This is a genomic window from Kitasatospora sp. NPDC096128, assembly GCF_040303105.1.
GTDB lineage: Bacteria > Actinomycetota > Actinomycetes > Streptomycetales > Streptomycetaceae > Kitasatospora.
Map to the genome: position 1 here is coordinate 117,366 of NZ_JBEOSP010000022.1, position 18,804 is coordinate 136,169.

General features: G+C 74.4%; 11 protein-coding genes, 2 tRNA genes and 1 pseudogene. 10 read left to right on the plus strand and 4 right to left on the minus strand.

Features of this window, described 5'->3' with window-relative positions:
* Nucleotides 1–140: 140 nt before the first annotated feature.
* The 8 genes from ABTY61_RS24330 (at nucleotide 141) to cobA (ending at nucleotide 11,919) form a co-directional block, all read left to right on the plus strand.
* Nucleotides 141–659: a GNAT family N-acetyltransferase gene (locus ABTY61_RS24330; protein WP_350507160.1), complete on the plus strand. Its 519-nt coding sequence runs from the start codon at nucleotides 141–143 to the stop codon at nucleotides 657–659.
* Between the two features lie 548 nt (nucleotides 660–1,207).
* Complete coding sequence (locus ABTY61_RS24335; RefSeq protein ID WP_350507161.1) at nucleotides 1,208–2,251, plus strand: methionine ABC transporter ATP-binding protein; 1,044 nt, start codon at nucleotides 1,208–1,210, stop codon at nucleotides 2,249–2,251.
* Between the two features lie 5 nt (nucleotides 2,252–2,256).
* Nucleotides 2,257–2,985 (plus strand): methionine ABC transporter permease, encoded by a 729-nt coding sequence (locus ABTY61_RS24340; protein WP_350507189.1) that lies wholly within the window; start codon nucleotides 2,257–2,259, stop codon nucleotides 2,983–2,985.
* Between the two features lie 58 nt (nucleotides 2,986–3,043).
* Nucleotides 3,044–3,868, plus strand: coding sequence for a MetQ/NlpA family ABC transporter substrate-binding protein (locus tag ABTY61_RS24345; protein WP_350507162.1), 825 nt, complete (start codon nucleotides 3,044–3,046; stop codon nucleotides 3,866–3,868).
* 208 nt (nucleotides 3,869–4,076) lie between these two features.
* Complete coding sequence (locus ABTY61_RS24350) at nucleotides 4,077–4,742, plus strand: GNAT family N-acetyltransferase (RefSeq protein ID WP_350507163.1); 666 nt, start codon at nucleotides 4,077–4,079, stop codon at nucleotides 4,740–4,742.
* 174 nt (nucleotides 4,743–4,916) lie between these two features.
* Nucleotides 4,917–6,173, plus strand: a complete 1,257-nt coding sequence (cbiE, locus tag ABTY61_RS24355) for a precorrin-6y C5,15-methyltransferase (decarboxylating) subunit CbiE (protein ID WP_350507164.1) — start codon at nucleotides 4,917–4,919, stop codon at nucleotides 6,171–6,173.
* 482 nt (nucleotides 6,174–6,655) lie between these two features.
* Nucleotides 6,656–10,558 (plus strand): nicotinate-nucleotide--dimethylbenzimidazole phosphoribosyltransferase, encoded by a 3,903-nt coding sequence (cobT, locus tag ABTY61_RS24360; protein WP_350507165.1) that lies wholly within the window; start codon nucleotides 6,656–6,658, stop codon nucleotides 10,556–10,558.
* Nucleotides 10,559–10,671: 113 nt separating this feature from the next.
* Nucleotides 10,672–11,919 carry a uroporphyrinogen-III C-methyltransferase gene (gene cobA, locus ABTY61_RS24365; RefSeq protein WP_350507166.1) on the plus strand — a complete coding sequence of 416 codons (1,248 nt, stop codon included), beginning with the start codon at nucleotides 10,672–10,674 and terminating at the stop codon, nucleotides 11,917–11,919.
* Nucleotides 11,920–11,956: 37 nt separating this feature from the next.
* Here cobA and ABTY61_RS24370 read toward each other — a convergent pair whose 3' ends face one another.
* Nucleotides 11,957–14,698 (minus strand): SpoIIE family protein phosphatase, encoded by a 2,742-nt coding sequence (locus ABTY61_RS24370; protein WP_350507167.1) that lies wholly within the window; start codon nucleotides 14,696–14,698, stop codon nucleotides 11,957–11,959.
* A gap of 89 nt (nucleotides 14,699–14,787) precedes the next feature.
* Here ABTY61_RS24370 and ABTY61_RS24375 point away from each other — a divergent pair, with 89 nt between their 5' ends.
* Complete coding sequence (locus ABTY61_RS24375; RefSeq protein ID WP_350507168.1) at nucleotides 14,788–15,594, plus strand: TrmH family RNA methyltransferase; 807 nt, start codon at nucleotides 14,788–14,790, stop codon at nucleotides 15,592–15,594.
* Nucleotides 15,595–16,441: 847 nt separating this feature from the next.
* Here the strand turns inward: ABTY61_RS24375 and ABTY61_RS24380 are convergent.
* A pseudogene (locus tag ABTY61_RS24380) lies at nucleotides 16,442–17,710 on the minus strand (serine/threonine-protein kinase); the annotation flags it as partial.
* 406 nt (nucleotides 17,711–18,116) lie between these two features.
* Between ABTY61_RS24380 and ABTY61_RS24385 the strand changes: the two are divergent.
* Nucleotides 18,117–18,317, plus strand: a complete 201-nt coding sequence (locus ABTY61_RS24385) for a hypothetical protein (protein WP_350507169.1) — start codon at nucleotides 18,117–18,119, stop codon at nucleotides 18,315–18,317.
* Nucleotides 18,318–18,601: 284 nt separating this feature from the next.
* Here the strand turns inward: ABTY61_RS24385 and ABTY61_RS24390 are convergent.
* Together ABTY61_RS24390 and ABTY61_RS24395 are read right to left on the minus strand one after the other, a co-directional pair.
* Nucleotides 18,602–18,673: transfer RNA gene (locus ABTY61_RS24390), tRNA-Val, on the minus strand.
* A gap of 44 nt (nucleotides 18,674–18,717) precedes the next feature.
* Nucleotides 18,718–18,789, minus strand: a tRNA-Val gene (locus ABTY61_RS24395).
* Nucleotides 18,790–18,804 lie beyond the last annotated feature (15 nt).

Genomic DNA, 18,804 nt, shown 5'->3' on the forward strand with positions numbered 1-18,804 from the left:
CCTCGAAGGTTGAGGGAACCTGACACCCGGGTAGCAGGCTGGCGAACGTCACTCTTGACGGTGGCGCATACGCTCGGATACTGAGCGTGAGCGCGCCACCCTCTGCGCGCAGGGCACGACGACTGGGGAGGCCCCTCCACATGGGCATGAGCGTGATCATCTCGGCCGCTGCGGCCGAGGATGCGGAGCAGATCCTCAAGCTCCAGTACCTGGGCTACCAGCCCGAGGCGGAGCTGTACGGCGACTGGGCGATCGAGCCCCTGACGCAGAGCCTGGAGAGCCTGCGAGCCGAACTGACCGAGCAGCACGTCCTGGTCGCCCGGCTGGGCGACGAGGTGGTGGGCGCCGTCCGGGGCCACGTGGACGCCGAGGGCATCGGCCGGATAGGGCGTCTGGTGGTCCACCCCCGGATGCAGCGGCACGGCCTGGGCGGCCGGCTGCTGGACGCGCTGGAGCGCCGGATGGCCGAGGACGGCCGTCCGGTGACGGCCTACCGGCTGTTCACCGGCCATCGGAGCCTCGGCAACCTGCGGTTGTACGCCCGCCAGGGCTACCGGCAGACCGCCGTCGAGCCGGTGACCAACCGGCTGAGCTTCGTGCACCTGGAGAAGTCGGCCGAGACTCCACTGGCCGAGGCCCCACTGGCCGCGACCGCCTGAGCCCCGCCCGCCCCCGGCATCCTCGACGCCGCCACCATCCGGACGCCCGGTGGCGGCGTCGAGGCGCATCTGCGCAGCTCCGGGCGGCCGCTGTCCGCAATGCGGACAGCCCTGCCGAATAATTGGGAGCTGTACGACTGATCTGTTTTACTGGCTCACATGACTGCGACGACGAACTGGACCCCCACCGGCACGCTGCCGGCAGGTGAGCGTGCCATGTGCCGTCGAATGTGTCACTGCTGAGGGCCACCGCCCCCGGGCACCCCGTCGAGGGTGCCTCCTCCTCGCGCCCCGAAGCGAGAATCCGGCGTCGCTCCCGTCCGCGTGAGCGCGCCCTCCTCCCGGAACCCTCCCCTCCGGCGTGCCCGCCCACCCGCGGCCGTCGATGACTCGTTAGGGCCACGCCGTCGCGCGGCCCGGCCGTTCTGCGGCCACGATCAAGGGGTGGCAGCTCCGGATCCCCCTGGCGAGGCGTCGTAGGACACCGCCGACCGCACCCCGGTCGGGTGGTCGACACCGCCGCCCGCCCCCGACCCACGGAAGCAGCTGTGATCACCACCACGGACCTGACGAAGGTCTATCGCTCCCGAGGCCGCGAGGTGACCGCCCTCGCCGGCGTCGACCTGCACGTCCGCCCGGGCGAGGTCTACGGAGTCGTCGGCACCAGCGGTGCCGGCAAGTCCACCCTCATCCGCTGCGTGAACATGCTGGAGCGCCCGACCTCCGGCACGGTCACCGTGGACGGCGTCGAGCTGACCGCGCTGTCCGGCGGGGAGAACCGGGCCGGAAAGGACCTGCGCGAGGCGCGCCGCCGGATCGGCATGGTCTTCCAGCACTTCAACCTGCTCTCCTCCCGCACGGTGCAGCAGAACGTCGAGCTCCCGCTGGAGATCATCGGCCTGGACCGCACCCAGCGCCGCCGCAAGGCCGCCGAACTGCTCGACCTGGTCGGCCTCGGCGACAAGGCCCGCAGCTACCCCAACCAGCTCTCCGGCGGCCAGAAGCAGCGGGTGGGCATCGCCCGCGCCCTGGCCGGCGACCCCAAGGTGCTGCTCTCCGACGAGGCCACCTCGGCCCTCGACCCGGAGACCACCCGCTCGATCCTCAAGCTGCTGCGCGACCTCAACCAGCAGCTGGGCCTGACGGTCCTGCTGATCACCCACGAGATGGACGTCATCAAGTCCGTCTGCGACTCCGCCGCCCTGATGCGCGGCGGCCGGGTGGTCGAGTCCGGCGAGCTGACCGACCTGCTGGCGCAGCCCGGCTCCGAGCTGGCCCGCGAGCTGTTCCCGCTGAGCGAGTTCGGCACCGGCCACCCCGGGACGACCGTGCTGGAGATCACCTTCCAGGGCGACGCCCCGGCGCAGCCCTTCGTCTCCCAGCTGGCCCGCACCTACCAGATCGACATCAACATCCTCGGCGCCGCGGTGGAGACGATCGCGGGCCGGATGGTCGGCCGGATGCGGGTCGAGCTGCCCGGCGGCCACCGGGACAACGTGGTGCCGATCGGCTACCTGCGCGAGCAGGGCCTCCAGGTGTCCCTGATCGATCCGGACGGCAGCAGCGGCACGGCGAACGGAGCGGCGGCATGAGCGGCCTGAGCTGGGACCAGATGCAGGAGCTGATGTGGCCCGCCACCCAGGAGACCTTCCAGATGGTCGGCGTCGCGACCGTCTGCACCGTGGTGCTCGGGCTGCCGCTCGGCGTGCTGCTGGTGCTCACCTCCAAGGGCGGGGCGCTGCAGAACCAGCCGGTGAACAAGGTGCTCGGCGCGGTCGTGAACCTGGCCCGCTCGCTGCCGTTCATCATCCTGATGATCGCGCTGATCTCCTTCACCCGGTGGCTGACCGGCAACTCCCTCGGCTGGCAGGCGGCGACCGTGCCGCTGACGGTCGGTGCGATCCCGTTCTTCGCCCGGCTGGTGGAGACCTCCGTCCGTGAGGTCGACCGCGGCCTGATCGAGGCGGTGCAGGCGATGGGCGGCAGCACCTGGACGCTGGTGCGCAAGACGCTGGTCCCCGAGGCGCTGCCCGGCATCGTGGCCTCCGTCACCACCACGGTGATCGCGCTGATCGGCTATTCCGCGATGGCCGGCACGGTCGGCGGCGGCGGTCTCGGCGACCTCGCCTACCGGTACGGCTACCTGCGCTTCGAGACCACCTTCATGTGGATCATCGTGGCCGAGATCGCGATCATCGTCACGGTGATCCAGCTGGCCGGCGACTACGCCGTGCGCCGGCTCGGCGACCGGGGCCGCGGCGGCGGACGCACCCGCCTGCTCCGCCCGCGCGCCACCGCTCCCGACGAGGACCTCGTCGCCTCCTAGACCTCCCCCGTCCGACCACCGGACGCGGCTCCCCGTATCACGCAGAAAGGCACTTTTCGTGCGCAACGTTCTGAAGTTCACCAGCGTCCTCGCCACCGCCGGCCTCGCCCTGTCGCTCGCCGCCTGCGGCAGCTCGGGCTCCTCCTCCTCGGACCCGAACGCGCCGCTGAAGGTCGTGGCCAGCCCGACCCCGCACGCGCAGATCCTCAAGTTCGTCAAGGACAACCTCGCGGCCAAGGCGGGCCTCAAGCTCGACATCAAGGAGGTCACCGACTACGTGACCCCCAACACGGCGGTGCAGGACGGTTCGGCCGACGTCAACTACTTCCAGCACGTCCCGTACCTGGATGACTTCAACAAGAAGAACGGCACGGACATCGTCTCGGTCGAGACCGTCCACCTGGAGCCGCTCGGCGTCTACTCCAAGAAGGTCAAGTCGATCGGCGACCTGCCGTCCGGCGCCACCATCGGCCTGCCGAACGACGCCACCAACGAGGGCCGCGCGCTCAAGCTGCTCGCCGACAACAAGCTGATCACCCTCAAGGACGGTGCCGGCACTGCGGCCACCCCGGCGGACGTGACGGCCAACCCGAAGAACTTCAAGTGGAAGGAGCTGGAGGCGGCCCAGCTGCCCCGCTCCATCGCCGACCTCGACGCCGCCGTGATCAACGGCAACTACGCGCTCGACTCGGGCCTCAAGCCGGCCACCGACGCGCTGGTGCTGGAGAAGGCCGAGGGCAACCCGTACGCCAACATCATCGCGGTCAAGAAGGGCAAGGAGAACGACCCGCGGGTGAAGAAGCTGGCCGAGCTGCTGCACTCCGACGAGGTCAAGAAGTACATCAACGACACGTTCCAGGGGTCGGTCATCCCGGCCTTCTGAACAAATTGATCGTCGTACGGTCATACCTTGTGATGTCCGACCGGGCCCCCGCCGCACCTCGGCGGGGGCCCGGTCGGGCAGTATGCACCAGGGACACCACGGCAGACCGGGTTCTGACGTACCGTCGCGCGCGCGGCGCACCGCATGACAGCCGCGGCGCGCCGGAGGCGTACGGTGTTGTGTTCACGACCCGGCGAGGAGAGACGGCATGGCAGCGAGCTTCCCCGAGACCGCCATCAGCACCGAGCGGCTGCTGCTGCGTCCCCTTGCGGAGGACGATGCCCCGGGCCTGGCCGCCATGATGGCCGACGACCTCGTGCTCGCCTGGACCGACCTCCCGCACCCCTTCACCGAGGAGTACGCGGCCGAGCTCGCCCGCACCCTCGCCCCCGCCCACCGCGCCCACGGCCGCGGCATCGTCTTCGTCGTCACCGAGCACCTCACCCAGCGCCTGGTCGGCCTGGTCGAACTGCGCAACACCGACTGGCGCCTGCGCAGCACCGAGATCTCCTACGTCACCGCCGCCTGGGCCCGCGGCGAGGGCTACGCCCCGGAGGCCGTCCTCGGCGTCGCCCAGTGGCTGTTCGAGGACCGCGGCTTCCTGCGGCTGGAACTGCGCACCGCCGCCGGGAACACCGCCGCCCAGCAGGTCGCCCAGAAGATCGGCGGCATCAGCGAGGGCGTGCTGCGCAGCGCCTGGATAGTCCGCGGCGAGTCCGGTGAGGTCGTGGTGGGGGCACCTCCCAGCCGCCAGGCTGGGGGAGAGAGCCGCAGTGACCTGATCCTGTGGAGCCTCCTCCCGGAGGACCTGGAGTCGCCCGAACTGCACCGGCACGGCTGGCACGGCGACCACCGCTACGTCCTGAGGGACTGATTCCCCCCGCTTCCCCCCGCGCCCTTCCCCGCTGGTCACCCGCGCGACGCGGACATGTGTACGAGATGTCGGCCTCCGGGGGACCACACCCGGTAGCCTCTCCACGGCGGCGCACAGCCGGCGCGACGAGCCGCGCAACGGGTCGCGCCACGAGTCGAGGGAGAACGGCCGCAGATGGCTGACCGGATCACGGTCATCGGGTGGGACGGCACGCCGCTGACCGAGGCCGCCGGCGCGGCCCTCGCCGCGGCGACCCTGGTGGCCGGAGCCTCCTACCAACTGGACGCCCTCCCGGTGCCGGAGGACGCCGAGCGGATCGCCCTCGGCAACATCCAGCAGGCCGCCCGCACGATCGCCGAACACCGCGGCGCCGCCGTCGTGGTCGCCGAGGGCGACCCGGGCTTCTTCGGCGTGGTGCGTACCCTGCGCCGCCCCGAATTCGGCCTCGAACTCGAAGTCCTGCCCGCCGTCTCCTCCGTGGCCACCGCGTTCGCCCGGGCCGGCATGCCCTGGGAGGACGCCCAGGTGGTCAGTGCCCACGGCGGACGGCTGCGCCGCGCCGCCAACATCTGCCGGGCCCACCCCAAGGTCGCCGTGCTCACCGCCCCCGGCGCCGGTCCGGGCGAACTCGCCCTGATGCTGCGCGGGGTGCACCGGACCTTCGTGGTCTGCGAGGCCCTCGGCACCCCGGACGAGGACGTCACCGTCCTCACCTCCGACCGGATCGCCGACCACGTCTGGCGCGACCCCAACGTGGTGCTGGTGATCGGCGGCGGCGCCCAGGCCGGCGCGGTCGGCGAGGCGGCCGGCTGGCTGGCCGGGCGCCCGCTCGGCTACCCCGGCGCGGAACGCGGCTGGGCGCTCCCCGGCGACGCCTATGCGGGCGCCGGGCGCACGGAGGGCGAGCCGGGCGCGTCGGAGGCGCTGCCCGCGCACGTGCGCGCCCTGGTGCTGGCCCGTCTGGGTGCACGTCCCGGGGACCTGGTCTGGTCGGTCGGCGCGGGCAGCGGCGCCCTCGCGGTGGAGGCGGCCCGGTTCGGCGCCGCCGTGGTCGCGGTGGAGGCCTCCCGCTCGGCCTGCGCCCGGCTCACCGTCAACGCCCGCCGGTACGGCGTCGAAGTGGAGACGGTGTACGGGCAGGGGCCCGAGGTGCTGGGCGGCCTGCCGGAGCCCGACGCGGCGGTGGTGGAGGCCGGCGGCCTGGACGTGGTGCGTGCGGTGCTGGCCCGCAAGCCGGAGCGCTTCGTCGCCCTGGCCCGGAACTTCGCCGAGGCCGAGGAGGTCCACCGGGCCATCGTCGGGGCCGGCTACCGGGCGGACGGAGCGCTGCTGCAGTCCACCCCGCTGCGGGCCGGCGAGGAGGACGGCGCACTGGAGCTGGGGGCGGGCGCGGGCGGCGCACTGCTGCTCTGGGGTGAGCAGATCGTGTGAAGGCCTCGGGTGCGCGCCGGGCCGCCGGTCGCGCCGCGCGGTGATCCAGGTCGCATCCGGACACCGATTCGAGAGGTCACCGCGCCGGGCCGGTAGTGTGGCGTCCCAGGCGGCTCCAGCCGCCGACGACCCATCCGATTCGGTCGGTTTGTCACCTTTTTGACGTGGTGCAACCCGGTTCCGCTCGGAGTGTGGGCAATTCGACGGGCCGCGTGCCGGACCTGGAGAATGCCGTAGGGTCCGGTGCGGTCGTGCCGGTTGCTCCGGGTTGTCGTTGATTCAGATGGTGCACCGCCTTCACCGGCGGTGCCCGGGCCGGGGTGCCGCAGCGCGCCGGAAGGACTTGGGCCGCAGCGCCACGGCGCGGCGGCCGCGTGTGGTTGAGGGGCGGGTCGGTGCAGGCCCGGCCCGTGCGGATGGGCGCTGCGGTCGGTGATCGCGTCGCCAAGGGGCGCGGCAGCGGCCTGGAAGGAGCTTTGACAATGACCGATGGCGGCCACGTCCCGGGCGAGGGACTGCCGGAGCACCTGAACGCCGGGCCCGACCCGCTCGGCGGACCGGAGGGCGTCGCGGGCGTTGCACCCCTGCAGGGCGTCGCGACCGACGGCGGCGTGATCCCGAACCCGGCGGCACCGCTCGGCGGCGTGCCCGGCGCGGTGCCCCCCGGCGCGGGCCTGATCCCGCCGCAGGGCCAGCCGAACTTCGCCGCCCCCGGCGTGCCGTCCCCGGCCGCTCCGGGCGACGGCTGGGCCGTCGACCAGGGCGCCCCGCGCCCGGCGTTCCACTTCGTCGACCAGCCGGACGGGCTGGACGACGAGGACGACGTCCTGCTGATGCCCGGCCCGCAGGGCTCCTGGGGTGCCGAGCAGGCGCCGTTCGCGCAGCCGGACGGCACCCCGGTCGAGCCCTCCTGGCCGCCGGTGGACCCGCCGGTCCTCGGTGGCGAGCACCTCCAGCAGCCGTTGCAGGCCGGCCCGGCGCAGCCGTACGCGCAGCAGCCGATGACGCAGGCTCAGGCGCCGCGCCGCCCGCTGCACGCCGGTCCGCCCATCCCGGACCCCTCGCTGATGACCGGCCAGGTGCCGGTCCGTTCGCTGGCCGACCGCGGCCCGACCCAGGGCGGCACGCCCGCGCACGGCATCCCGGTGGTCGGCCGGCCGCCGATGGGCGAGGCCGCCGCGCCGGTCCCGGGCGTCGTGCCCCAGGGTGCGCCGCAGGCCGCCCCGCTGGCGCCCGCCGCGTCGATGGCCCCGGTGACCACCACGGTCGAGGGCGGGCCGGAGGTTCACCAGGTGCCGCAGGGCCAGGGCTACCAGCAGGTGCCGCTCGCCTCGCAGCCGATCGAGGGCCTGACGGCCGTCGAGACGGTCGGCGCGATCGAGGTGATCGAGGTGATCGAGGCAGTCGAGACCCCGGCCGCCGTCCCGGTCGCCGAGGCCGTTCAGGCCGCGCCGGTCGTCGAGGCCGTCCCGGCCCCGTCGGCGCCCGAGGCCGCACCGGAGGCCCAGACCGCCCTGGTCGAGCCGGTCACGGCGGAGAGCACCGCGGTCGAGACCGTGGTCGTCGACGCGACTGCCGTCGAGACCGCCGTGGTCGAGGGAGCCGCCGTCGAGGTCGTGGCCGCCGCGGCCGACGAGACGTCCGAGACCGCCGCCCCGGCGGGTCAGCCCCGCCGGATCTCCGCCTTCCTCGCCGCGCCGACCCCGCACGGCCTGCCCAAGGTCGAGGCGGCCCAGCAGGCCCCGTCGGCCGGGGAGGTGACCCAGGAGCAGCCCGCTCCCATAGCGGCCGCCGACGCGCCGCAGGCCGCCGAGCCGGTCCCGGCCGTCGAGGCGGTCCAGGAGGCCGGGCAGGTCGCGGAGGCCGTTCAGGACGCCCAGGCTGTTCAAGCCGTCGTCGTCGAACCGGTCGCCGAGACCGCCGCCGGCACCGGCGAGATGCCCTCCGGCCAGGTCGTCGCCGAGGCCGCCGGGCAGGAGCCCGCCGCGGAGCCCGTCGAGGCCGTCGCCGTCGAGGCCGCCGGTGCCGAGCCGGTCGCCGAGGGCGAGCAGCCGCAGCCGGAGGCCGTCCAGGCGGGGACGCCCGCGGAGGCCCCGGCCGAGCCGATCGCCGAGCAGCCGGAGCAGCCGGCCGTCGAGCAGGCCGCCGTCGAGCAGCCGGCCGTCGAGCAGCCCGTCGACTCCGAGGCCGCGCAGCCCGTCGAGGCCGCCGCCCCGGAGGCCGAGCAGCAGCCCGCCGCCGGGCCGACCGCCGAGGCCGCCGGGCAGGAGCCCGCCGCGGAGCCCGTCGAGGCCGTCGCCGTGGAGGAGCCGCAGGCCGAGCAGGCCGCGGAGCAGCCCGAGGCCGAGCCCGTCGCCGTCGCGCCGGAGGCCGTCCAGGAGGAGGCCCCCGCCGTCGAGCAGGCCGCGGAGCAGCCGGTCGAGCAGGCCACCGAGCAGGTGCCCGCTGCCGCCGAGCCGGTCGCCGTCGAGCAGCCGGCAGGAGAGGAGCCGCAGCCCGAGCCCCAGGCCGGGACCGAGCCCGACGCCCAGGCCGAGCAGCCCGCCGACCAGCAGCCCGAGGCGCCCGTCGAGCCGACCGGCGCCCCGGCCGCCGAGGGCGAGCAGCCGGCCGAGCCCGCCGAGCCCCGCGGCCCGGCCGCCCCCGGCTACGACGAGGCCGGCCGCGACGCCGTGCACCAGGTGATCCGCGAGCGCCGCGACATCCGCAACGGCTTCCGCCCGGACCCGATCCCGCACGAGGTGCTGATCCGCGTCCTGGAGGCCGCCCACACCGCCCCCAGTGTCGGCTACTCGCAGCCCTGGGACTTCGTGGTGATCCGCTCGGCGAAGACCCGTCGGAAGATGCACGCCCTGGCCGAGCGCCAGCGCGAGGCGTACGCGGACTCGCTGCCGAAGGGCCGGGCCAAGCAGTTCCGGGAGATCAAGATCGAGGCGATCCTCGACACCCCGGTGAACATCGTGGTCACCGCCGACCGCACCCGCGGCGGCAGGCACACCCTGGGTCGGCACACCCAGCCCCAGATGGCCCCGTACTCGGCCGCCCTGGCCGTCGAGAACCTCTGGCTGGCCGCCCGCGCCGAGGGCCTGGGCGTCGGCTGGGTGAGCTTCTTCGACGACGAGGAGCTGGTCCGCGAGCTCGGCCTGCCCGAGCACCTGGAGGTCGTCGCCTACCTGTGCGTCGGCTTCGTCGACTCCTTCCCGGACGAGCCGGAGCTGGAGCAGCAGGGCTGGGCCAAGAAGCGCCCGCTCGCCTGGGTGGTCCACGAGGAGCAGTACGGCAACCGCGCGCTGCCCGGCGAGGAGCCGCAGAGCCTGCTCGCCGACACCCTGCGCGGCATCCGCCCGCTGGACGCCAAGGCGCTCGGCGAGGCCTGGGACCGCCAGAAGCGGATGACCAAGCCGGCCGGTTCGCTCGGCATGCTGGAGATCATCTCCGCCCAGCTGTGCGGCCTGTCCCGCAAGTGCCCGCCGCCGATCCCGGAGCCCGCCTGCGTGGCGATCTTCGCGGGTGACCACGGCGTGCACGCCCAGGGCGTCAGCCCGTGGCCGCAGGAGGTGACCGCCCAGATGGTCGGGAACTTCCTGGCCGGGGGAGCGGTGATCAACGCCTTCGCCAAGCAGATCGGCACCGAGGTCTGCGTGGTGGACGTCGGCGTCGCCGCCGAGCTGCCGCAGGCCGTCCAGCAGGGCCGCGCCACCGGCCTGCTGCCGCGCAAGGTCAAGCCCGGCACCGACGACATGACCCAGGGCCCGGCGATGACCCGCGAGGAGGCCCTCCAGGCCATCGAGGTCGGCATCGAGACCGCCCGCGACCTGGTCGCGGCGGGCAACAAGGCGCTGGTCACCGGCGACATGGGGATCGCCAACACGACCGCCTCGGCCGCCCTGATCTCGGTGTTCACCGGCCTCGACCCGGCCGAGGTCACCGGCCGCGGCACCGGCATCGACGACGAGACCCACGCCCGCAAGATCGAGGTCATCCGCACCGCGCTGGCCCTCCACCAGCCCGATCCGAACGACCCGATCGGCGTCCTCGCCGCCATCGGCGGCCTGGAGCACGCGGCCATCGCCGGCTTCCTGCTGGGCGCCGCCTCGCTGCGCACCCCGGTGGTGCTGGACGGCGTCATCGCCGGTTCGGCCGCGCTGGTCGCCAAGGCGATCGCCCCCGAGGTGCTGGCCGCCTGCATCGCCGGTCACCGCTCCGCCGAGCCCGGCCACCAGGCCGCGCTGGCGAAGCTGGGCCTGCGTCCGCTGATCGACCTGGACCTGCGGCTCGGCGAGGGCACCGGTGCCCTGCTGGCGCTCCCGCTGGTGCAGAGTGCGGCCCGTGCGATGCACGATGTAGCCACCTTCGACTCCGCCGGGGTCACCGAGAAGGCCTGACGCACCACCCCCACCGCTCCGCGGACCGGCCCGAGGGCGCGCCGGCCCGCGGAGCGGTGTATCGCCGTACCGCAGCACCGCCCCACCCCTCATCCCGATCAGGAGCACCGCCGATGAGCGCGCCCACCCCGCACCCCAGCACCGAGGGCAGGACCCCCTACCCGGTGGGCCTGCTGCTGGCCGGCCGTCGCGTCGTCGTGGTCGGCGGCGGCCAGGTCGCGCAGCGGCGGCTGCCCGCGCTGATCGCCTCCGGTGCCGAGCTGCACCTGATATCCCCGGCCACCACCCCGGCCGTCCAGGCGATGGCCGACGCGGGCGAGCTGACCTGGCACGCCCGCCCGTACGCGGCCGGCGACCTGGCCGACGCCTGGTACGTCCTGGTGGCCACCGACGCCCCGGAGGTCAACGCGGCGGTCAGCGCCGAGGCCGAGCGCGAGCGGGTGTTCTGCTCCCGCAGCGACGACGCCTCCGCCGCCACCGCCTGGACCCCGGCCACCGGCCGTGACGGCGGTGCCACCGTCGCCGTGCTCACCGGCGACCCGCGCCACTCCGCCGCCCTGCGCGACGCCGTCGTCGGCGGCCTGCGGGACGGCTCGCTGGCCGCCCGCTCGTACCGCACGCGCGGTGCCGGCGTGGCCCTGGTCGGCGGCGGCCCCGGCGACCCGGATCTGATCACCGTGCGCGGTCGCCGCCTGCTCGCCGACGCCGACGTGGTGGTCGCCGACCGCCTCGCCCCGCGCGAGCTGCTCGCCGAGCTGCCCGAGCACGTCGAGGTGATCGACGCCTCCAAGATCCCCTACGGGCGGCAGATGGCCCAGGAGGCCATCAACCAGGCGCTGATCGACCACGCGAAGGCCGGGAAGTTCGTGGTCCGGCTCAAGGGCGGCGACCCGTACGTCTTCGGCCGCGGCGGCGAGGAGCTGCTGGCCTGTGCCGAGGCCGGCATCCCGGTCACCGTGGTGCCCGGCATCTCCAGCTCGATCAGCGTCCCGGCGTCGGCCGGCATCCCGGTCACCCACCGCGGGCTGACCCAGGAGTTCACCGTGGTCTCCGGCCACGTCGGCCCGGACGACCCGCGCTCGGTCACCAACTGGACGGCCGTCGCCGGGATGAACGGCACCCTGGTGCTGCTGATGGCCGTGGACAAGATCGGCGCGATCGCCGCCAAGCTGGTCGAGCACGGCCGCCCGGCCGACACCCCGGTCGCCATCGTCCAGGAGGGCACCACCGCCGCCCAGCGCCGGGTGGACGCCACCCTGGCCACCGTCGCCGCCGTGGTCCGGGCCGAGGGCGTCAAGCCCCCGGCGGTCATCGTGGTCGGCGACGTGGTCAACGTCCTGGCCGCCGCCTTCCAGCGCTAGCACACCGGCGGAGCGGGAAGTCGGCCGGTCCGACTTCCTACTCCAGCGGCTGCTCCGTCCAGATGACCTTCCCGGTCGCCGTGTAGCGCGTCCCCCAGCGGTCCGCGAACTGCGCGACCAGGAACAGCCCGCGCCCGCCCTCGTCCTCGGTCGCCGCGTACCGCAGGTGCGGCGAGGTGCTGCTGCCGTCCGACACCTCGCAGATCAGCGAGCGGTCGCGCAGCAGCCGCACCCGGATCGGCCCGGAGCCGTACCGGATCGCGTTGGTCACCAGCTCGCTGAGGATCAGCTCGGTGACGAACGCGGCCTCGTCCAGCCCCCAGTCCGCCAGCCGCCGGGCCACCTGCGCCCGGACCACCCGCACCGCCGCCGGGTCGGCGGGCACGTCCCACTGCGCGACCTGGTCCGGCGCCAGCACCTTCGTCTCCGCGACCAGCAGCGCGATGTCGTCCTGCGGGTGCGCCGGCAGCATCGCCCCCAGCACGTCCGCACAGGTCTGCTCGGGCGTGCGCGGCGGCCCGCTGAGCGTCGTCCGGAGCAGCTCCAGGCCCTCGTCGATGTCCCGCTCCCGGTCCTCCACCAGCCCGTCCGTGTACAGCACCAGCCGGCTGCCCTCGGCCAGCTCCAGCTCGACGGTCTCGAACGGCAGCACCGCCAGCCCCAGCGGCGGCCCGGTCGGCAGCTCCGGGAACGTCACCCGGCCCTGCGGGTCCACCACGGCCGGCGGCGGGTGCCCGGCACCGGCCAGCGTGCAGCGCCGCGACACCGGGTCGTAGATCGCGTACAGGCAGGTCGCCCCGGTCAGGCCCGCGCTCCCGTCGCCGCCCGCCTCCTCCTGGTCGATCCGGTTCACCAGCTCGTCCAGATGGCCCAGCAGCTCGTCCGGCGGCAGGTCGAGCGTCGAGAAGTTGTGGATCGCCGTCCGCAGCCGGCCCATCGTCGCCGCCGCGTGCAGCCCGTGGCCGACCACGTCGCCGACCACCAGGGCGACCCGCGCGCCCGGCAGCGGGATCACGTCGAACCAGTCCCCGCCCACCCCGGCCTGGGCCGGCAGGTAGCGGTGCGCCACCTCCAGCGCGGTCTGCACCGGCAGGCTGCGCGGCAGCAGGCTGTGCTGCAGGGTCACCGCCATCGCGTGCTCCCGGGTGTACCGGCGGGCGTTGTCGATGCACACGGCCGCGTGCGCCACCAGCTCCTCGGCCAGGGCCAGGTCCTCCGGCTCGAACGGCTCAGGCCGGTCCGCCCGCCAGAACCGGGCCACCCCCAGCAGCTCCCCGCGCGCCCGCAGCGGCACCCGCAGCAGCGAGTGCACCCCGTACGCCAGTACCTGGGCCGAGCGCTCCGGATCCTGCTCCCGCCAGCCCAGGGCCTCGGCCAGCCGCGGCTCCATCCCGGGCGAGCCGCTCTGCAGCGCCCCGGCCAACGGGGTGGCCGGCACCACCTCCATGACGGTGCCCACCGGGTGGAACGGCGCGTCGTCCCTGGTCCCGGCGAGCGCGGTCCGGCGCATCCGGCCCAGCGAGCCGATCGGCGGCGGCTCCTCGCCCGCCAGCACCTGCTCGGCCAGGTCCACCGTGACGAAGTCCGCGAACCGAGGCACCGTGACCTGCGCCAGCTCCTCCGCGGTCCGGGTCACGTCCAGCGAACTGCCCACCGTCACCCCGGCGTCGTACAGCAGCCGCAGCCGCCGCTGTGCGCCCTCGGCCCGGCCGGTCAGTGCCTGCAACTCGGTGGAGTCGCGCAGCGTGGCGACGCAGCCGGGCGGGCCGCCGTCCCGGTCGGTCAGCCGGACGTTCACCGCCAGCAGCCGCTCCCCGGCCAGCACCACCTCGTCGCTCACCGGCTGCTCGGCGGTCAGCAGCGCCAGCGGCGCGGGCTCCAGGCCCAGGTCGGCCACCGGGCGGCCCTCGGCGTCCGGCGGCAGGTCCAGCAGCCGGCGCGCCTCGTCGTTGCAGAGCAGCAGCCGCCCGTCCCCGCCGACGATCATCACGCCCTCGCGCACCGCGTGCAGCACCGCCGCGTGGTGCTCGTACATCCGGGTCATCTCGACCGGGCCCAGCCCGTGGGTCTGCCGCCGCAGCCGCCGGCTGATCAGCGCGGTACCCAGCGTGGCCAGCCCTATCGCGCCCGCCGCCGCGCCCAGCACCAGCGGCAGCTGGCGCTCGCTCGCGGTGGAGACCTTGTTCAGGGTGACTCCCGCCGAGACCAGCCCGACCACCGAGCCGTCCGGCGCGTACACCGGGACGACCGCCTGCACCAGCGGGCCGAGCGTACCGGTGAGGTGCTGGGTCACCACCTGGCCGTGCAGCGCCGGCTCGTACGTGCCGATGAACATGTGGCCGATCCGGGCCGGGTTGGGGTGGGTGTAGCGGATGCCCTGGTTGTTCAGCACGACGATGAAGTCCACGCCCGAGGAGATCCGCGCGGACTGCGCCTTGGGCTGCAGGATCGCGGTCGGGTCGGGGGAGCGCAGCGCGTCCACCATGCCCGGGGAGTTGGCGAAGGCCTGGGCGACCGCCACCGACCGGTTGGTCGCTTCGTGGTCGGCGTCGTTGCGCGACTGCACCACCAGCGCCACCGCGGCCCCCGCCACCAGCAGCAGCACGATCAGGATCTGCAGCGCGAACACCTGCCCGGCCACCGACCAGTGCCGGGCCGGTCTCGACCGCTTCGCGCGTGGCAGCTCTAGCCGACCGTGTGGGCGCCCACCGGGGGAGCCGGCGTCGCCGGTGGCACCAGAGGCCGACGGAGCCCAGGATCGGCCCGGATTTCGGGCCATACCGTCATATTTGCACTCCGAGTAGCCCGGGACCACCCCGTCACCTCCGCCGTTTGGCCTTCCCCGCCCCGGCTTGGCAAGATCACAGGGTGTCCGAACCCAGTGCCATCACCGACCCGGCCGACCCCCGCCTCGCCGACTACACCGGCCTCACCGACGTCGAACTTCGCCGCCGCCGCGAACCGGCCGAGGGCCTGTTCATCGCCGAGGGGGAGAAGGTCATCCGCCGCGCCCTCACGGCCGGCTACCGGATGCGGTCGATGCTGCTGACCGCCAAGTGGCTCGACGTGATGGCCGACGTCATCGCCGAGGCGGACGCCCCGGTCCACGTGGTCGAACCCGGCCTCGCCGAAGCCGTCACCGGCTACCACGTCCACCGCGGCGCCCTCGCCTCGATGGAGCGCAAGCCCCTCCCGGACGCCACCGACCTGCTCGCCGGGGCACGCCGGGTCGCCGTGCTCGAAGGCCTGGTCGACCACACCAACCTCGGCGCCATCTTCCGCAGCGCTGCCGCCCTCGGCATGGACGCGGTCCTGCTCTCGCCCGACTGCGCCGACCCGCTCTACCGCCGGGCCGTCAAGGTCTCCATGGGCGCCGTCTTCGCGGTCCCCTACGCCCGCCTCGACCCCTGGCCCGCCGCCCTCGACACCGTCCGCGACGCCGGCTTCACCCTCCTCGCCCTCACCCCCGCCGACACCGCCGTCGACCTCGCCACCCTCGCCCCCCACACCCTCCCCAAGACCGCCCTCCTCCTCGGCGCCGAAGGAGACGGCCTCACCCCCCGAGCCATCGCCGCCGCCCACCACCCCGTCCGCATCCCCATGGCCCACGGCATCGACTCCCTCAACGTCGGCGCCGCCGCCGCCGTAGCCTTCTACGCCGTCACCACCCCCTGAACCCACCCGGCCCGACTCCCCCCACTCACGGGCCCCGCCACCCGGCCAACCGCCCACCGGAAGTCGGCCGGGCCGACTTCCGGCGTTCACCGACCGCATCGCCCGAGCAACCGTCCGCACACGCGGCCGCGTTCAGCCCCGGGCCCGTACCAGAAGTCGACCGAGCCGACTTCCTACGCCTTGTCGCTCAGCCGGTCGGTGCAGTCGGCGGGGCCGGTGCGGCGGCCGGGGGAGGGGTGGTGAGGCCGGTGCCGCCGGAGGCGCCGGCGCCGGGCCAGGACTCGTCGAGGGTGCCGTCGGCCCGCACGGTGTAGCGGGTGGAGATGATCGCGCCGGTGGTGGCCACGCGTTCCTCGCGGACGACCGCGCTGCCGTCCAGGCGCCAGGTGGCGGTGGCCTGCGGGTCGGCGGTGGAGGTGCGGGAGGTGGTGGCGACCGGCGCGTCGCCGGCGAAGGTGTAGAGCTGGACGAGGTCGACCGGCGCCGCCCCCTCCGCTCGCCGCAGCACCACGACCGCGGCCGGCTGGCCCTTGTACCGGGCCGGCAGTACGGCGCTCAGCGCGACCTGCGGCCCGCCGCCGACCGAGCGCCCGTCCTTCAGGGTGACGCCGGGCCCGCCGGCGACGTCGGGGTAGCCGCGGTTGGGCCAGTCGACCGCGGGCCCCGGCCCCTGCGCGGGCGCCAACGCACTGTCCGCGGTGCCGCGCGCGGCGGCCGGAACCGGGGGCGCGGAGGTCTGCTGTGCGACGTCCGCGGAGGTGCCGGGCACGGCCCGTTCGCCACCGCCCCCGGTGCCCGCCGTCGCGGTCTGCCCGACCACCGGCCGCGCCCCCTGGTTGCTCCGGTTCTCACAGCCCTGTGCCGCCGCGATGGCCAGCGCGACGCCGATCGTCACGGTGACGAAGACGACCAGCCGTTGCCGCAGCAGCCGCTGCCGCGCCGTTCCGGGCCGTCCGCCGGGAGCGGGGGGGTGCTGCCGGTCCCGGGGCCGGGGCCGACCCGGGGGCGGGGTGTGCGAGCGGTCCCGCAGCGGACGGGTGACGGGTGTGGCCTCGGGCCGGGGGAGCGGGGCACCCTGCGGGCGCCGTGCGGAGCCCGCGGGCACCTGCCCGCCCGGACGGCCGGCACCGGCCCTGGCCCGCGCCGCCGGCGCGGGTTCGGGCGAGCGCCCGGGGGCCGGTACGCCCGACCGACCGCTCTCCTGCTCCGGGGCCTGCGGCGGACGAGGGGCACCAGCCTGCGCGGCGGCCGGTGCCGCCCCTCGCCGGGCCCCGCGCCCGCTGCCGGCGGTGGCCGCGCCGCGGGCCGCCAGTTCGCTGAGCCGCTCGTGCAGGGCGGCCGCGCCGGGCCGCTCGGCGGGCTCCTTGGCGAGGCAGGCCCGGATGAGCGGGGCGAGCTGCAGCGGCACGTCCGACAGGTCGGGTTCCTCGTGGACGACCCGGTACAGCATCACTTCGGAGGAGGCCCCGGAGCCGAACGGGGTGTCCCCGGTGAGTGCGTATGCGAGGGTGGCGCCGAAGGCGAAGACATCGGTGGCCGGGGTGACGGCGACGCCGCGGACCTGCTCGGGGGCGAGGAAGCCGGGGGAGCCGACGGCGGTGCCGACGTGGGTGAGCGTGCTGGCGCCGCGCGACCAGGCGATGCCGAAGTCGATGATCCTGGGGCCGCGCGGGGAGAGCAGGATGTTGGAGGGCTTGAGGTCGCGGTGGACGACCCCGGCCTCGTGCACCTTGACCAGCCCGTCGGCGAGGGCGGCGCCGATCCGGGCGGCTTCGGGCCAGTTCAGCGGCCCCTCGTCGCCGACCCGCTTGTAGAGGGAGGGCCCGGGGACGTAGGCGGTGGCGAGCCAGGGCCGGTCGGCTTCGATGTCTGAGCCGACGACCCGGGCGGTGCAGCCGCCCCGGATTCTGGAGGCGGCGGCGATCTCCCGGGCGAAGCGGGTGCGGAACTCCTGGTCCTCGGCGAGTTCGGCGCGGATGAGCTTGAGGGCGACGCGCTGTCCGCGGCGGTCGGAGCCGAGGTAGACCACGCCCATGCCGCCGGCTCCCAGCCGCCGGTGCAGGCGGTACGGCCCGACGATGCGGGGGTCCTCACGCCTCAGCCGCATCATCGCCATGTCTCGTTCCCCGTCAGCCTGTGGGTGAGGCCCCGTCGGTTGGGGCATCGTCAGTTCCTGTCTGGCACAGCTTACGGACTGCCTGCTGCGGTGTGCTGATACGCAACACCTCAAGCCGCCGTGCGATTGTCTGATCTTGAGCTGGGTCGCAGGTCAGAGGGGTGCCGAATCGTTTCTCGGGGTTGCCCCTCAGGGTTCCCCCGGGGGCGGGGTGAGAGCTTCCTCCCCCTCCGGTAGTACGCCTTGAGTCTGAGCGTCATCCTCCGGGATGCCCGAGGAACAGTACGACGGCATGACGCCCGGAAGGCCCCCTGACCAATAGCGTTGTGTCCAGCGGTGGACGGGGAGCTCGTCCCCCGAGGTAAGCCGTCCACCGCGCCAACTCGACCGGATCAGGAGCAGGGCCATGGCATCGCACGAGACGGGCACCACCCGCCGGCGTCGACCGCCCTTCATCCAGCCCCAGTCCGCCGAGCGGCCCACCCGGCACCCCGCCGTGGCGCTGGCCATGGCCCTGCCGTGCGCCGTGCTCCTGGTGATGCTGTTCGGCGGGTGGGAGCAGATGGCGAACCAGGCCGAAGCCCTCGCCGACCTGCTCGGCCGCTGAGGAAGGAACGCCGGGAGAGAGCACCGGCGAAGAACACAAGAACGGGCACTGCTTCCCTGGGGACGGGGAGCAGTGCCGCCGGGGAGGCCGCGGCCGCGTTGACACGCGGACGGGCGAGAGCGGTCCGCAGAGCACCCCGGCAGGCGGAGACGCCGCGTACGGACGTCGGTGAGGGCGACCGTACGCGGCTCTTCTCTGCGCTCGGGCCCTCCGGCCCGCCCCTCGCAGGAACGCCAAAAGGCCGAGGCCGCGACCCTGACGGATCGCGGCCTCGGCCGTTACTGTGCGCGATACTGGGATTGAACCAGTGACCCCTACCGTGTCAAGGTAGTGCTCTCCCGCTGAGCTAATCGCGCCTGGTGAGGCGGTTGTGCAGCAGGCCCCGAGGGGCCCGTTACTGTGCGCGATACTGGGATTGAACCAGTGACCCCTACCGTGTCAAGGTAGTGCTCTCCCGCTGAGCTAATCGCGCCTGGTGAGGCGGTTG

Bases quoted from the DNA above. Each gene is read 5' to 3' on its own strand.
- cobT (WP_350507165.1), top strand. From the start codon at position 6,656: ATGACCGATGGCGGCCACGTCCCGGGCGAGGGACTGCCGGAGCACCTG.
- ABTY61_RS24350 (WP_350507163.1), top strand. From the start codon at position 4,077: ATGGCAGCGAGCTTCCCCGAGACCGCCATCAGCACCGAGCGGCTGCTG.
- cobA (WP_350507166.1), top strand. From the start codon at position 10,672: ATGAGCGCGCCCACCCCGCACCCCAGCACCGAGGGCAGGACCCCCTAC.
- ABTY61_RS24370 (WP_350507167.1), bottom strand. From the start codon at position 14,698: ATGGCCCGAAATCCGGGCCGATCCTGGGCTCCGTCGGCCTCTGGTGCC.
- ABTY61_RS24330 (WP_350507160.1), top strand. From the start codon at position 141: ATGGGCATGAGCGTGATCATCTCGGCCGCTGCGGCCGAGGATGCGGAG.
- cbiE (WP_350507164.1), top strand. From the start codon at position 4,917: ATGGCTGACCGGATCACGGTCATCGGGTGGGACGGCACGCCGCTGACC.
- ABTY61_RS24385 (WP_350507169.1), top strand. From the start codon at position 18,117: ATGGCATCGCACGAGACGGGCACCACCCGCCGGCGTCGACCGCCCTTC.